We start from the raw sequence: 15845 nt of genomic DNA on the forward strand, positions 1-15845 counted from the left end.
TTATTAAGAAATATGCCCTGAAAGCGCGGCAGTACGGGCATTTAATGTGAGTATATTAAGCAGACCTTCAGAATCAGCATGATCGAAAGATCCCTCATTCTCCATAGAGCCTTCTTTGTTATAGAGGCTGTATTTAATATTTTGTGTGGAAATATAATTTAGATTGCCTTTGTACAATTCAATTGTCACATCACCACTGACTAATTTTGTCAATTCTGAGATAGCTTTTCTGGCCATTCTTGAACCAAGATCAATCCAATATCCTTGATAAAGTTGCGTACCCAGATAGGCTGAAATATGTTGATATAGTGTGAGTGAGCGTTTATCAAGAAGTTGTTGCAGAATTTGTTGATAACTGTAAGCCAGAATAACCATTGCCGGCGATTCATAAACCCCTCGTGATTTAACTCCCACGAATCTATTTTCGACAAGATTCTCTGCAATTCCTATACCATGCTCTCCACCGATAGTATTTAACATTTCAAAAACTTCGACTAATGTTTGCTCTTTCCCGCCTATTTTTACCGGTCGGCCTTGATCATAGGTAATTTGCAATATTTTGGGGGTATCCGCTGAATCAATCGGCCATTTTCCTAACCCTGGTTTAACAAACTGCATTTTTGTTTCCAGGTTTTCTAACGCGCCACCTTCGTGAGTCAATCCCAATAAATTGGCATCCGTAGAATAAGGTTTATCAGCAGTCGCTTTAATGGGAATATTATTTTGCTGACAGTAGGCAATCATCTCCTTTCGCCCTTTAAATTGCTCGAGGAAATTAGGATCGCGCCAGGCGGCATAGAAAAAGATATTTGGGTTCAACATTGATGCAATGACCTGAAACCGAACTTGGTCATTTCCTCTGCCAGTTGCACCGTGACTGAAAATAGTTATGTTATATTCTTTGAGTTTGGGTATAAGCCCTTTGACAATAACTTGTCTGGCCGCACCGGTTAGATTCCAATAATTTCCTTCATATTTTGCGCCTGTTTGTATAACCTCAAGCCCTATTTCTGCTATTTCATTTCTCAGATCAACACTGATAGACTCCGAGGCGCCAGAAGCCAGCATCCTTTGTTTTATTTCTTCGAAGTCATTTTCGTCAGGTTGTCCTAAATCTGCGGTCAGACAAATGACCTTGACGCCCCGTTCCGCTAACCAATGTGTAATTGTACAACTATCTAATCCGCCAGATGCCGCGAATGCTACAGTTTTACCACGTAACTCATTGATATTCATGATGTAGCCTCTTAGTAATTTATTGAATGAATTTATTACTTTCCCGGTGGCATACGGAGCGATACCCATCAGGTAATTCGCTCTGTATCGACCATAAAAGCATTATCTGTTCTGGAATAATTCGAAGATTAGCATTAGGATTTCTTTCTGCTACGCTTGTTAAAAAGATTCACATTGCTTAAATTTTTCTTAATGTGGTAGGTGCCATGAAGCTGGACGTTCGTAAATCAGAGGCGTTACTGGCTGTTATTGAAACGGGTAGTTTCGAATTGGCCGCCAAGCAGTTAAACCTGACCACTTCCGCTATTTCACAGAGGATACGTGCCCTTGAAGAGGCGCTGGGAGTTCCGCTGGTTATCAGGGGAAAACCATGCTGTTCAACGAAAGAAGGACTTAATTTAGTGCAATACCTGCGCCGCGAGAAACTGTTAGCGGAAGAATTTGAATCAGACTTTTTTGGTGAACAGAATTCTCATTTGAGAATAACTATTGCAATAAATAATGACACATTAAGTAGCTGGCTTTTCCCGGCGATATCAGAATATATAATCAAAGAGAATGTTCTTATCGATATTATTGTGGACGATCAGGATTTCACGTTGAAGGCGTTGGAAGAAGGTATTGCGATAGCGGCTATATCATCGGTAGTTTTACCTATGCGAGGCTGTAAGGTGGAACCCTTGGGGGCGATCAGATACAAGATGTTGTGTTCTCCTTTATTTTTCCGAAGATGGTTTTCGCAAGGTGTGAAAAGAGAAACATTACTTAAAGCGCCATTATTGGTCTTTGGCAGAAAAGATAAATTGCAGTCAGATTTTCTGAAACGTCATTTTTCAATGAGTCAGGAAGCATGTCATTGCCATTATATTCCATCGACGGAGGCTTTTTATATCGCGGTAAAAATGGGGGTTGGCTATGGAATGATTTCGCAACTTCACTATCAAGATGCAATTGAAAAAGGTGAATTAATTGATATTTGTCCTGGGCGTTATACCAATATAAATTTATTTTGGCATTATTGGCATGTTCAATCGCCCAAATTGGAACGATTAACCCAATGTCTTGTTAGTGAAGCTCCGCGTTTCCTTATAAGTGAAACGCGTTAGCTTCAACGTAATGTACTGCTATGTTGCCACTTGTTTTTGTTCCTCTTGATGATCTGTTCTTTTGAGTAAAAGCGTGGTAGGTGAAAATGGTATTAAGCCATTGATTTACGTAAAGGAGATGCAAAAAGAGAGTGGTTTACCGTTAATGGTGCATATTGGGAATAATCCGCCTGCGCTGAATGAAATTGCCAAACATTTTAATGTTTCGACACGGACTATTCGCGCTGATGTTTCGGCATTAAATGATCTATTTGCCGGCTATGGTGCGAAGATCGTGTATGAAAGGAGAGTAGGTTATCAGCTTAAAATAGAGGATGAGCTGAGTTTTGCGACATTACTGGCACAAAAATACCAGGTTAAAAACATTCCTCGCACAGCAAAAGAGCGAATAGATGTGTTTTTATTGAAATTCCTCATGGCGTTACAACCGATTAAATTGGATGACATTACGGGAGAATGGTTTGTTAGCCGTAAAACATTGCAGCACGATATATCTTCTGTTAGAAAAAGGTTAAGTCAATATCAAATCATATTGGAAACCATTCCCCGTCAGGGCATGAAATTGTCAGGTGTGGAATCAGCGGTCAGAGCTTGTATTACTGATATTTTATGGCAACAATTTACAATGGAAAATGAACGTTCACTCAATAGCTTCAAACAAGATATTCTGTTCAATATTGGAGTACCTGGCTGTGCATATTGGTGTGGGGCTTGAGCGAAATTATCGTGTTGGTTATACCCGATATCCTGACGTCCTGATTGTTACGGATTCAGGTAACTCAACCATTCGTATGATTGAGGCCAATATTATGCGTGAATTCCCTCAACTTAAATTTCAGAATATAATTGCCTTGCGTGAGTATGAACAACTTGAATCGATTGATGAAGACTTTATTATTACCACTGTCAGATTGACGGAAAAAAATAAACCTATCGTTAAAATTGCGCCTTTCCCAACACCTTACCAATTAGAGCAAATTGGGCGATTAGCGATGATCGACCGCACTAAGTCCTATATTCTTGAACGTTTCTTTGATGAAAAATACTTTATGATCGTTAAAAGAAAAATGACGCAGAGAGCGCTATTTAAATGTGTTTGCAAAAAACTGGAAACGGATGGCTATGTGACTAAAAATTTCTATTTCTCGCTGATTGAACGAGAATTTATCGTATCAACCCTACTGGGAGGGGGGATTGCATTACCTCATGCATTGGGATTATTGGCAAATAAAACCGTGGTCGTGACCATATTGGCACCGCAAGGTATTGAATGGAATAAAGAGAAAAAAGAAACGGCTAACGTTATTTTTCTGCTGGCTATCAGTAAAGCAGAATATGAAGAGGCTATGGCAATTTACGATCTGTTTGTGACTTTTTTGCGTGAGAAAGCAACCAAAAGATTATTGAATAGTAAAAATTTTCATGATTTTCAAATGATAGCAAAAGATAGCTTGGGACGTAGTGTATAAAGCTATTTCTAAGCGCAGTTATACTAGACGTTTCGTGCCAAACAGAACCAAAATAGTTGCTAATAGTGCGCATCCGGCACCGCTGAGAGCGACACCACTCCATGAAAGATGCCAGGCTGCTATTGCTCCCAAAGAGGAACCCGCTGCGCCACCGGCGAAATAGCATGTCATAAAAACAGTATTCAGTCGGCTTCGGGCATTAGGTAGTAAAGTATACAGCCGCGTTTGATTCGCCACTAAACCAGCTCTGCTGCCAAGATCCAGGAAAATAATACCCGCGAATAAAAACAGAATGCTGTGACGGGTTCCACCAATCAGGCATAAGGCCAACGTCACCAATAAAGCGCCAGTAGTAACAACAGCTCTTCCCCCGAAACGATCCGTCATTGAACCCATTGTTGATGAAGCCAACATTCCCGCAATGCCCGTCAAGCCAAAGAGACCCACGATGTCACTACCCCAGCGATAAGGCGGTTGGGAAAGCAATAAGGCCAGAGAGCCCCAAAGCGTATTAAAAGCAGCAAACAACAAAAAACCGGATAAGGCGGCTTCACGCAAAAGGGGCTGTTGTTTAACTAGTTTGCCGAGTGAGGCAAGAAGTTGACCATAAGCCATAGTTTGTGGTGCTGCCGTTTCTGGAAGAACAAACCAAACCAAAAAAAACAGGAACATATCTATTAAAGCTGCCAGTAAAAACATTTCACGCCAGCCGAAATGCTCTCCGACTGCACCACTCAGTGTTCTGGCAAGTAGTGCTCCCGAGAAAAGGCCACTCATCAGATTTCCTACAACCCGACCACGTTTTTCTGGCGTTACCCACCCGGATACTGCCGGAATGATAATTTGTGCTGAAATAGAGGTTAGTCCTAATATCAGGCTACTGGTCAGAAACCATATAAAATTCGGTGCGGCGGCACATAAGATAAGGCTGGTTATATTGCCGGTTAGTAGGCAGAAAATAAGCTTGCGACGACTTAATGTATCCCCAAGAGGGCCAAAAAAGAAAAGCCCCGCAGCGTAACCAATTTGCGTCAATGTGGCGATCCAACCGGATGTTGCTCCATCAATGCCAAAGCTTGTGCCTATTGCTGGCAATAATGGCTGGTTATAATAAAGATTAGCCACAGCAAAACCGCAAGCGGCAGGTAACAACATGAGAGAAATAGAAGAAGTGGGATCTTGTTTGATTGCTGTGTTTGACACGAAAACCTCCAGCATTTGATCTGTATTACCGTAAAAGAATTCTGCCACTATCTCAAGATTGCGGGAATAAAGACGGCAAGCGAAATTGCTTTGCATGAAATGCAAAATTGATAGCGCTATCAAATTCCATACCTTGCTTGTAATATCAGATACGTTTAAGTATATATAGGTAAAATATATGATGAAAGATTTGCTACGTACCGATATTTTGGCAACATTCGTTAATGTTGCTCGTTCACAGAGTTTTTCTGCTACTGCTCGTCTACAGGGCATGGCAGCTTCATCTATTACACGTCAGATAGACAGCCTTGAGCAGATATTGGCGGTAAAACTTTTCTTGCGTTCTACCCGTGGTTTATCACTGACTGACGCAGGAGAGATTTTGTTTTCAAGAGCGCAAGATATTATCAATAATCTTGTCGATATCCAGGCTGAGTTAGCGGCTTTGAATGGAGAACCGCAAGGGGTACTACGTGTTGCCTGCCTGCCAACATTTGGGCGTCACCATATAATTCCTATGTTGGAAGAACTATTCACCCAATATCCCAAAATTCAGGTTGAACTTGATCAAACAGAGCGTTTGACTGATCCCGTCAGGGATCGTCTCGATGCGGTTATCCGGGTTGGTGAATTAAAAGATAGCTCGCTTTACTCAAAATGGATCGCCACACAGACTTGGGTTGTGTGTGCCAGTCCAGGTTATATCCAGAAGTGTGGGGCTCCGACAACACTTTCTGAGTTATCTAACCATTATTTGCTTGATAAACGTCATGATCCTGCTGGTATTTGCTGGTCACGCTATCAGGATGCTATCAATCTCAGCAATGAGAACAGAATTTTTCGCAGTGATGACTTTGACACATTGAGAATGGCCGCCGTCACTGGGTTTGGAGTAGGGCTTCTTCCTAACTGGGTTGTTTCGTCGGATATTCGTTCTGGAGGGCTTGTTGCATTATTCAATGATCCTGATGAACGTAAGAATGGTATCTATTTATTACGGGCACTTGCGCACCCGCCAGCAAAATTAACGGTATTTATATCACTATTGCAGGAGTGGCTTGCCAGGGAGATTTAGCGTTAGAAGAGTGATCAAACTTTCTCAAGGATCATTGCGATTCCTTGTCCAACGCCAATGCACATAGTACATAAGGCCAGTTTTCCTTGTTGGCGGTGTAATTGATAGATGGCATTCGCTAAAATCCGTCCCCCTGATGCACCTAATGGATGCCCCAGTGAGATAGCACCGCCGTTACAGTTGACATGAGATGCATTCCATTGAATATTAAGCTCTTTCATTACAGCCAGGGTCTGTGCAGCAAAAGCTTCATTAATTTCGATAACATCCATGTCTTCAATTCTTGTTCCAGATATCGCTAAAGCTTTTTTAACCGCTGGAACTGGCCCTATACCCATGATTTCAGGATGAACCCCTGCTGTTGCTGTACCAAGGATTTTTGCCAGAGGTTTAAGCTGATGTTTGTCACATGCCATTTTGCTGGCAATGAGTAAGGCGCTGGCACCATCATTGATTCCAGAAGAGTTTCCCGCAGTAATTGTTCCTTTTTCTTTTACGATTGGCTGTAATGCAGCTAGTGCTTCTAACGATGTTTGTCTTGGATGTTCGTCCTGAGAGAAGGCTATGATATTGCCTGCTTTACCAGATAGAGTAACTGGAATAATTTCATCTTTGAAAAAACCACTTATTTGTGCCTTTAATGCTCGTTGCTGACTTTGTAAAGCAAATTTGTCTTGTTCCTGTCTTGAAATAGCGTAACGTTCAGCAAGATTCTCGGCAGTTTCTGGCATTGTGTGGATGCCATATATTGCTTCCATTCGAGGATTAATAAATCTCCATCCCATCGTCGTGTCTTCAATTTTCATATTTCGGGCAAAATTTTTATGTGCTTTTCCCATGACATAAGGGGCCCGTGTCATATTTTCCACCCCTCCAGCAATTATCAAGTCTGCTTCACCTGATTTGATGGTTCTTGCTGCCATAGCGATAGCATCAAGCCCAGATCCGCAAAGCCTATTGATGGTCGTACCAGATACCTGCTCGGAAAAACCAGCTAACAATAACGCCATTCGTGCTATATTGCGATTGTCTTCTCCCGACTGATTTGCACACCCAAGAATGACGTCATTAATATATACGCTTTCTAGTTGAGGATGCCTTGCTAAAAGCCCTTGAAGAATTAGTGCCGCCAAGTCATCTGCACGAACTTGAGATAACGCTCCACCATATTTTCCAAATGGGGTTCTTACTGCATCGTATATATAAGCTTCTATCATCATTACTTTCTCCAATTTATATAGTCTTATGACTATAGCTATAGAAATATAGGCTGTTAATTAGCTAGCTAAGTACTTTGTTGTACGGATTTTAGTTATTGGTGGCGGTATAAACCCTTTTTCAATAAGATGATTAATATAAATTTTTAGTAGATCATATTTGATTATTGGGAAGTCGATAGCTTCTTTTCTACAAATAATTTCTGTTTTTTCATAGTGAAATTTTTTGATTTCACGGCCGAAGCGCAAGATTTTTTCATGAGCTCCAGGAACACCATAAAGAGACAAAAACCTGTATAGTGGGCTATTTTCACTATCTTGCAGTAATCTCTTTTGCCATTCATAGAACTCCAGAAACTCTATTTTATAACCATAACTTTTTAACCAATTTATGATTTCGCTCCAGTGGATCAATTCTTTATAATTGAATAGGTTAAAAACATATCCTCCTTCGTTGGTAAAGGTTGGCAGGTTCATGAATTCAACAGTTTTATTAATTGGTGTTAAATTAATAGTTCGGTCCAGAATTGGAGCCTGCCCCATTTGGATGCAGCTTTTGATAAAAAGCATGAACTGATTATCTTTATACAGAGAAATTCCTGTTTTGCTGTGGCCTGAAATATAGCCTAGGCGAAAGATATTTGTTTTACCACCGTTGTCATGATGCTCGCGTAAAACCTTTTCTGCTTCCCATTTGGATAAGAGGTATCCCATATCAGTAAGCAGAGGCTTGCTATCTGGAAAGTTTTCAAGATATTTTCCACTATTATCCTGAGCTACTGCTGATCCCAGAGTAGAAACAAAGTTTATTATCTTATTTTTTCCTTCTTTAGATAATTCGACCATATCCCTGACACTATCAACATTGGCGCTTTTAAGGACGTCATAGGGCCTGACATGATTTACTCTTGCAGCAATATGATGGATAACATCAACCTCATTTGACAAATATATCCATACTTCAGGGGTAAGGCCAAATCTGGGTTTTGTAATGTCTCCCTCTATTATTTCTATCTTAGAGGAGTCTTCCAGGTTATACTCATACGTTATTGAAAATTTTTTATATGCTTCTTCGAGCCTTTTGATTGGGTTATTGAACTGATCAACCTTGCGAATTACGACAAAGAGCTTTGCATATGATTTGCTTTTCATCAATTCGTCAAGCATATATGCACCGATAAAACCTGTTGCACCAGTCAATAAAGCATTTTTCTTGGTCATTACTATTGTTACCTCATTATGTGTGAACTTCATATTTCATTCTTTTTTTAATTTTGTAAATGTATATTTAACGTATAAGTGCTTTGCATAAAATGCAAAAATACATTTTACATATATTAACTTTTTAGTGCTTTATTATTATCTGATGGTTTTTTTATATATAATAAAATTAATAGCGCGATTATTATGAATATTGCTTGGTAATGGATAATTTAAAATCTTAAAGGATTTTACTAAATTATTAACATACTAAATATATTTATAGTGCATATTAATGACTTTCAATTATATATTCATTGATAAGATTTGCTGACTATATGGTTTTACTTTTTGCTATTTTATTATTAATATCAAATTTTTGCTGGTAACTTTATTTTCGTGATTATTTTAATGCTGATGTTATAAAGGAAATTACAGTGTCGTTCTTATTTTTGTTGATAATTATATCAATGTCATTAATTGGTTAATGAAATGAATTTAAAGTAATAGTTGATAACTTTAATGCGTAGTTAAAATAGATATTTAACCATTATCTAAGCATTCGCCTCATTTATTATTATTGAATTGTCATAGAGATATATTTATTCTCTGATGTTGTTTTTGATTTATAAATATATAATCTATTAATTAATATAGAGATTTATTATGACTAAAATTTTTTCTTTTAATAAGAATTGTCGAGATTTATCAGCTGGGCATAACTCGCTTCTTAAGGAAGTTAATGGTGTGAATGGGCTGCCTAAATCTCTGGTGCCTGGCTTCCCTGATTTAGATGATCAGTTTAATCAGATGGGAATCAAACATCTCCGACTTCATGATGGTTTTGGTATTGGCGATATGGATAACTATTTCCAGGTGGACAGAAAAAATAATCAAAACCAAATGATTATCAATGTTCCAGAGGAAAATCATCCAGCGGCTAAAAAACTTGTCGCTGATATTGCAAATGTCAGAAGCATTTTTCCCAATGCTGCTATTGGGATGAGAAATCATGATGTCAATCTTGCATTAAGAGATGCTAATTATGAAATGACGGATGATTATTTGTGCGATGTTCTGAATAATCAAGCAGATCTGAATCCAGATAATATTCAGCGCCAAATCATGTTTCGTATTGGGCGTTCTCTTGATGGTGGTTATGAAATACCAGAAGACTTTGATATTTATGCAAAATTAGTTAAAGCTTTGGTGAATCGTTATGCTATAAACTATGACAATATTGGAATGCCGAAAAAAATAATTTATTGGGAGGTTTGGAACGAGCCTGATTTACTGTTTTTTTGGAATAGTGATGATCCACAAAAATATTATGCATTATATGAAAAAGTAGTGAGAGTGATTAAGTCTGTTGATCCCGATGCTAAAGTCGGTGGTGCTGGCATTTCGTTTAGTAATAATGCAGGAGGTGATTATATTGATGGATTTTTCCGGTATTGTAAGAACAATAATGTACCGTTAGATTTCTTTTCTTGGCATGGGTATGTTGACACTGGAGACCCGCAAAATATTATTGATATGGGTAATACGATTCAAAAAAGTTTGCATACTTATGGCTTTACCAAGACAGAAAGTATTTGTACTGAGTGGAATTCTAGTCCTTTTGGGTCGAGAAATACATTTACAAAAGTGCAGAGCCCTAAAAATGCAGCATATATCGCTTCATCGCTTATTTATATGCAATATACGAAAGTTGACCTGGCACATTATTACCGGGGGGATGGCCTATCTTTTGGCTTGTTTAATAATCAACCTAACCCTAAAAATCCAAATATCAGAAATTTCTGTACCTATTCAGCTCAATCTTTTGGTCTTTTTGCTAAAATGTTAAAAACACCTTATATATTGAGTGGTCATAAAGATTTTTCAACCGGTTTAACAGTTTTGGCGACCGAGAATGAATCAGGTAATAAAATTAATATTCTTGCAGCAAATTATAAAGTAGATAAGAGTTTTTCAGATGGTAATGTAGCACCAATTCCTGCGGATTTATATCGACAATACTATTTTGATAGCAGCCGATCATTGGACCAATTAACGGATACCTATAGTAAAAATAAATGGTTTGGTGGTGTTGATCCTACTACAATTCATCATAATAATGCAGTAGTACAAAATGCCCCTGTACAACAGATTCCGCTTGATACTCTTTTGAGACCTAAAAGTCGCGATTATACTGATAGTGACCAAGGTGTTACTGTGGTGATTGATCATATTGGTTGTAAAGAAGTGAAAGTTAAAGCATACCGTATTCAAGAAGGAGGATCTTTGGAACGAATACGACCACCAGAAGTAACTAACCAGATTACTGTGTCTATATCTAATAATAAATTAACATTAGTGGATAAAATGGCAAAACCTTCAACGGTGACACTATATTCATTAGAACTAAGTCATTATTAGTTCTTATGAAATGAAAATATTATAGTAAGTTATTTCTTTTTTATTATATTATTAAGTGGAAAATAAAATCATTATAATCATGTGCAAGATGTGTGTTTTAATTAATAAGGCTCTAGAATGAGCCTTTTTTAATAATGAATAGGTGTCATAAATATATTTAATTCAGAATCCATACGATGCCTATTATTGGTGGTTTTTGTGTTGTTTTTATATTCAATTATTTTGTTGATTTATAGAATGTAATTTCTTGATTAATATAGAGGTTTTTATGACTAAAATTTTTTCATTCAATAAGAATGATCGAGATTTATCGGCTGGGCATCATTCATTGCTTAAAGAGGTTAATGGCTTGAATGGTGTACCTAAATCTTTGGCACCTGGTTTCCCTGATTTAGATAATGAGTTTAATCAGATGGGAATTACTCATATCCGGCTGCATGATGGTTTTGGTATTGGCGATATGGATAATTATTTTCAGGTGGATAGACTAAGTGATCAGAGTCAAATGATTGTTAATGTTCCAGAAGAAAATAAACCCGTAGCGAAAAAGCTACTTACTGATATTTCAAATATCAGAAGCATTTTTCCCTATGCGGCTGCTGGGATGAGAAATCATGATATTAACCTTGCATTAAAAGAGGCTAATTATAAAATGACTGACGCTTATCTGCGCGATATTATGGATAATAAAGCAGAGTTGAATCCCTGTAATATTCAGCGGCAAATAATGTTTCGTATTGGGCGTTCCGGTGAGGGGGGCTATGAAATACCACAAGATTTTGATATTTATGCAATATTAGTGGGCACCTTGGTGAATCGCTATGCTTTAAATTATACCAGAATCGGTTTGCCGAGAAAAATAACTTACTGGCAGGTTTTGAATGAACCTGATTTACCTTATTTCTGGAATAGTGATGATCCTAAAAAATATTATGAATTATATGAAAAAATTGCAAGAATAATTAAAGCTGTTGATCCTTCCGTCAAAGTAGGTAGTGCTGGTATTGCGTTTGTTAATAGTGAACTGGAAGATTATGTTGATGGATTCTTACGATATTGTAAAGATAATGATGTACCGTTAGATTTCTTTTCTTGGCATGGATACGTTATAACAGGAGATCCGCAAAACATTATTGACGTTGGGAATGCAGTTCAACAAAGTTTGAATACTTATGGTTTTACCGATGTAGAAAGTTTTTGTACTGAGTGGAATTCCTGCCCTATTGGGACGAAAAATACATATACAAAAGTGCAGAGCCCTACAAATGCGGCATATATTGCTTCCACGTTGATTTATATGCAATATATCAAAGCGGATAGAGCTTATTATTATCGGGGTGATGGCTTATCTTTTGGTTTGTTTAATAATCAATCTAATGCTAAAAATCCGTGGGTTAAGAATTTCTGTACGTATTCGGCTCAGTCCTTTTATCTATTTTCGCGAATGTTTGAAACACCTTATATTTTAAGTAGTAATAATGACTTTTCAACAGGATTAACCGTTTTGGTAACCGAGAATGCAGAAGGTAATAAAGTTAATATCCTCGCTGCAAATTATAAAGTTGATAAGAGTTTTGCCGATGGTTATTCGGCACCTGATTATTTATATCAACAATATTATTTGGATACTAGCCGATCATTAAATAAATTAACGGATACCTGGAGCAAGAATAAATGGTTTGGTGGTGTTGATCCGACAACAATTCATCCTGATAATGCGGTAGTGCAACATGGTCCTGTTAAGCAACTTTCGGATGATAATATGTTGAGAGCTAAAAGTCGTGATTATACGAATAGTGACCAAGGCGTTACCGTGGTGATTAATCACATAGGTTATAAAAAATTTAAAGTTAAAGCATACCGTATTCAAGAAGGCGGAGGGTTGGAGCAAATTTTACCACCAGAAGTGACCAGTCAAATTAATGTGTCTATATCTAATAATAAGTTAACGCTGGTAGATAAAGGGGCAACGCCTTCAACGGTAACATTTTATTCATTAGAGTTCAGCAATCATTAGTTTGATATTTGAATAATGGGATAATAAATATATAATCCGCACTGTAAAATGTGAGATTTATTATTAATCTGAACGCTGGCTTTAGCCAGCGTTAATAAAATGTATTTCAGTAAACTTGTAAGATTATTCTGGATAGAAATCCTGGGATAAAATCTGCTCCATATGCCAGATACAGGACTCAGGAAAAACATCCAGCCTAGTTTCATCAGCAGCGCTTGCAACTGCATCAGACCATGCATCATAGATTTGTTCTGTGTCAAAGAATCATGATGCCGTCAAAATAGGGTATCATCACCAAAAGGTGGAGATTGGTTACTTTCACTATTCATGGTGAATTAATTTATTGTTGTTTTAAATTCAGCCCTTTTTCTGTCAAGCGATAACGTTGTAATGGACTATTGGGTTTTTCTGGGCGACTCATTTCAATCAATTTGGCTTCTAGCGCAGGTTGCAGATAGCGTAGACGGAATGAGCTACGATCTTTTAATTCAAGCGTTAATTGAAGTTGTTCACGGTTCATTTCCCCTTCCAACGCCATAATTAATTGTCTAACTTGATGGGTAACTTGATGGGTAACTTGATGGGTAACTTGATGGGTAGATGTTAGAATTGCGTCGCGTATCATGCTCAACATAAATTCAATAAAGGGTGCACAATCAGTTTGTTGGGTGCTGAGATTAATTGCTTGATAGTAACTAGCCTGATACTTATAAACCAGACTTTCAACTGGGATGAATTCAAATAATGAGTTCCAGTGGTTCAAGATTAATGTCTGCCACAATCTGCCCATCCTGCCGTTACCATCAGCAAACGGGTGAATAAATTCAAATTCATAATGGAAGATGCAACTGGCAATAAGTGGATGAATATCCGTAGAGTTCAGCCAGTAAAAAAGATCGGCCATCAGTTTTGGAACCCGGTTTGCCTGTGGAGCCATATGAATGACTTTTTCTCCATCCATGACACCAACGCCACTGTGCCGATAATTACCTGCATTATCTATTAATCCTTTCATCAGAACAGAGTGGGCTTCCAGTAAGTTTTGCTCTGATGTGCAATGCCAGTGGTTGAGCTTTTCATAAGCCTGGATAGCATTACGCGCTTCTTGTATTTCACTGATAGGTGCAATGATTCGCTTTCCTTCAATAATTGCTGTGATTTGGCTTGCGTCAAGTAAGTTACCTTCAATTGCCAGTGAACCGTGAATTGTTCGTATCCGATTGATACGCCTCAATCGCAGGGCTTTTATTTGCTCCTGTTCTGTACTTAACCGCCCGATATTCTCACTGATTTCAGCGACTAATTGGATCATGTTAACTGTGATTGAGAAAGGTGGTTGATAATCTTTTTTAGCGGAATTCATTGAACACCTTAATTGGATTTATAGGATTACGGTAAATAGCTTTAATTCTGTTATTGGGTTTTGAAAGACGTCGGTATTATCGCCAGTAAGGTGAGATTGAGCAACAGATTGGCGATTCATTGAATCGTTCAATTAGTAATCCTGCTTATATCAGCGCATTGAGTACTTCATTGATTCCCCAGTAAAATTCATAAGTACAGTGAGGATTTTGGAAATCTTTAACACCTTCTTCTATCATTTCACGTGGACAGAGGGTTTCGACGGATTCAGCGACATAATCGTGAACGCCGCCCTCATCAATGATTGCGCCTTCCCTGAAAGGGATAAGTGTGGTTAAACGGATAAATCAGTATCAAGTAATTGGCAAATTATATGGGAATCTGGGTTATTATTAGTTAGTGAATCCAATTATTTATATTTGTAAATATTGGCACTATACTTACTGGAAAACGCGCTATTTTTTCATTTGAGCTCCTGTTGTTGTTGATGAAGATATTAAAGTTAGAAATGCCGCTCTGAAAGAAAATCCAAAGCGGCAGATAGCTAAGGACTGCTGTTATTTTTCCGCTTCGCCACCCAATGCTTCAATCGTGTTTTTAATCAGCGCACTTAATTCACCAGCCATTAAAATAAAGTCAGCATCAAACCGTTGGGCAAAATCTTCTCGATCGATATCATCATTTTGTTCACGCAGGGTATCACTGAATTTTATGCGTTTGAAAGCACCATCATCTGACAACATAAACTGAATACGCTCTTCCCAGTCGAGAGCCAATTTAGTAACACATTTTCCGGCTTCAATATGGGTGGCGATTTCATCAGAAACCAGATCCTGTTTTTTACAGCGAATTACCCCACCTTCTTCCAGAATTGCTTTCAGTTCGGCTTCATCCATTAAAGCAAAGCCTGCCGGTAGATCACCGGAACGTACCCATTTTGTCAGAGTTAATTCTATTGGATCTTTAAATGTCAGAGGAACAACAGGTAAAGAACCGAGGCTTTTTCTCAACAATGCCAAATTATCTTCGGCCCGTTTAGCACTGGCGGCGTCAACAATGATTAGATTATTGGCTATATCGATCCAGATATAAGTTTGGCTGAAACGGCTAAATGCTCGTGGCAGCAAGGTGTGCAATATCTCATCTTTCAGAGAGTCTTTCTCTGTTTTTTTAAGTTTGCGATGCTGCTCTCCTTCCAGTTTTTCAATCTTTGCTTGTAGTGCTTGCTTGATAACCGGTGAAGGCAACATCTTCTCTTCTTTACGGGCGCAAATCAGGATTTGATTATTTGCAACATGGGTGAAAGGGTCGCTGTGAGAACCCATTGGCGGTACCCAGCCTGTTTTCGCCATATCCTGACTGCCACATGGGGTGAACGCTAACGGACTTAGTTGTTTTTCCAGTTCATCCGCAGAAAGTGAAATTTCCCGGTTTAAACGGTAAATCATTAAATTTTTGAACCACAACATTGAAGTTACCCCATATTTTTGCTCATTTAATCGGTGAGCATCTCAAACATAAGTCCGCATGATAACGAAT

The 15845-nt window shown here is 38.2% G+C and carries 13 protein-coding genes; 6 read left to right on the top strand and 7 right to left on the bottom strand.

Annotated elements, in window-relative coordinates:
• Positions 1-3 precede the first annotated feature (3 nt).
• The gene (gene argG / locus ACGF7G_RS04250; protein ID WP_387463742.1) at positions 4-1236 is read right to left on the bottom strand and encodes an argininosuccinate synthase; all 1233 of its coding nucleotides are present in this window, start codon (positions 1234-1236) and stop codon (positions 4-6) included.
• A gap of 206 nt (positions 1237-1442) precedes the next feature.
• Here argG and ACGF7G_RS04255 point away from each other — a divergent pair, with 206 nt between their 5' ends.
• The 3 genes from ACGF7G_RS04255 (at position 1443) to ACGF7G_RS04265 (ending at position 3811) form a co-directional block, all read left to right on the top strand.
• Positions 1443-2342, top strand: coding sequence for a LysR family transcriptional regulator ArgP (locus ACGF7G_RS04255; protein WP_387463744.1), 900 nt, complete (start codon positions 1443-1445; stop codon positions 2340-2342).
• A gap of 61 nt (positions 2343-2403) precedes the next feature.
• Complete coding sequence (locus ACGF7G_RS04260) at positions 2404-3057, top strand: HTH domain-containing protein (protein ID WP_387463746.1); 654 nt, start codon at positions 2404-2406, stop codon at positions 3055-3057.
• Entirely contained in the window at positions 3035-3811 is a 777-nt protein-coding gene (locus ACGF7G_RS04265) for a PTS sugar transporter subunit IIA (protein ID WP_387463747.1), read from the top strand. Before ACGF7G_RS04260 ends, ACGF7G_RS04265 begins: the two co-directional genes overlap by 23 nt.
• An 18-nt stretch (positions 3812-3829) precedes the next feature.
• Here ACGF7G_RS04265 and ACGF7G_RS04270 read toward each other — a convergent pair whose 3' ends face one another.
• Positions 3830-5014 carry an MFS transporter gene (locus ACGF7G_RS04270; RefSeq protein WP_387463749.1) on the bottom strand — a complete coding sequence of 395 codons (1185 nt, stop codon included), beginning with the start codon at positions 5012-5014 and terminating at the stop codon, positions 3830-3832.
• Between the two features lie 178 nt (positions 5015-5192).
• Between ACGF7G_RS04270 and ACGF7G_RS04275 the strand changes: the two genes are divergently transcribed.
• The gene (locus ACGF7G_RS04275) at positions 5193-6089 is read left to right on the top strand and encodes a LysR family transcriptional regulator (RefSeq protein WP_387463750.1); all 897 of its coding nucleotides are present in this window, start codon (positions 5193-5195) and stop codon (positions 6087-6089) included.
• Positions 6090-6103: 14 nt separating this feature from the next.
• On the opposite strand, the gene pcaF is transcribed toward ACGF7G_RS04275, so the two are convergent.
• Both pcaF and ACGF7G_RS04285 read right to left on the bottom strand, forming a co-directional pair.
• The gene (gene pcaF, locus ACGF7G_RS04280) at positions 6104-7306 is read right to left on the bottom strand and encodes a 3-oxoadipyl-CoA thiolase (protein WP_387463778.1); all 1203 of its coding nucleotides are present in this window, start codon (positions 7304-7306) and stop codon (positions 6104-6106) included.
• Positions 7307-7366: 60 nt separating this feature from the next.
• Entirely contained in the window at positions 7367-8527 is a 1161-nt protein-coding gene (locus tag ACGF7G_RS04285) for a thioester reductase domain-containing protein (protein WP_387463752.1), read from the bottom strand.
• A 645-nt stretch (positions 8528-9172) separates the two neighbouring features.
• On the opposite strand from ACGF7G_RS04285, the gene ACGF7G_RS04290 reads away from it, so the two are divergent.
• A complete protein-coding gene (locus ACGF7G_RS04290; RefSeq protein WP_387463753.1) occupies positions 9173-10927 on the top strand; it encodes a glycoside hydrolase family 39 in 1755 nt (584 codons plus the stop codon).
• Between the two features lie 268 nt (positions 10928-11195).
• Positions 11196-12944 carry a glycoside hydrolase family 39 gene (locus ACGF7G_RS04295; protein ID WP_387463754.1) on the top strand — a complete coding sequence of 583 codons (1749 nt, stop codon included), beginning with the start codon at positions 11196-11198 and terminating at the stop codon, positions 12942-12944.
• Between the two features lie 123 nt (positions 12945-13067).
• On the opposite strand, the gene ACGF7G_RS04300 is transcribed toward ACGF7G_RS04295, so the two are convergent.
• From ACGF7G_RS04300 to rdgC, 3 genes are all read right to left on the bottom strand, one after another.
• Positions 13068-13190 (bottom strand): DUF29 family protein, encoded by a 123-nt coding sequence (locus tag ACGF7G_RS04300; RefSeq protein WP_133814236.1) that lies wholly within the window; start codon positions 13188-13190, stop codon positions 13068-13070.
• Positions 13191-13284: 94 nt separating this feature from the next.
• Complete coding sequence (locus ACGF7G_RS04305; protein ID WP_133813549.1) at positions 13285-14307, bottom strand: Fic family protein; 1023 nt, start codon at positions 14305-14307, stop codon at positions 13285-13287.
• A 556-nt stretch (positions 14308-14863) separates the two neighbouring features.
• Entirely contained in the window at positions 14864-15775 is a 912-nt protein-coding gene (gene rdgC / locus ACGF7G_RS04310; protein WP_387463756.1) for a recombination-associated protein RdgC, read from the bottom strand.
• Between the last annotated feature and the right edge of the window lie 70 nt (positions 15776-15845).

This window comes from Photorhabdus sp. RM323S (assembly GCF_042879375.1).
Lineage (GTDB): Bacteria > Pseudomonadota > Gammaproteobacteria > Enterobacterales > Enterobacteriaceae > Photorhabdus > Photorhabdus tasmaniensis.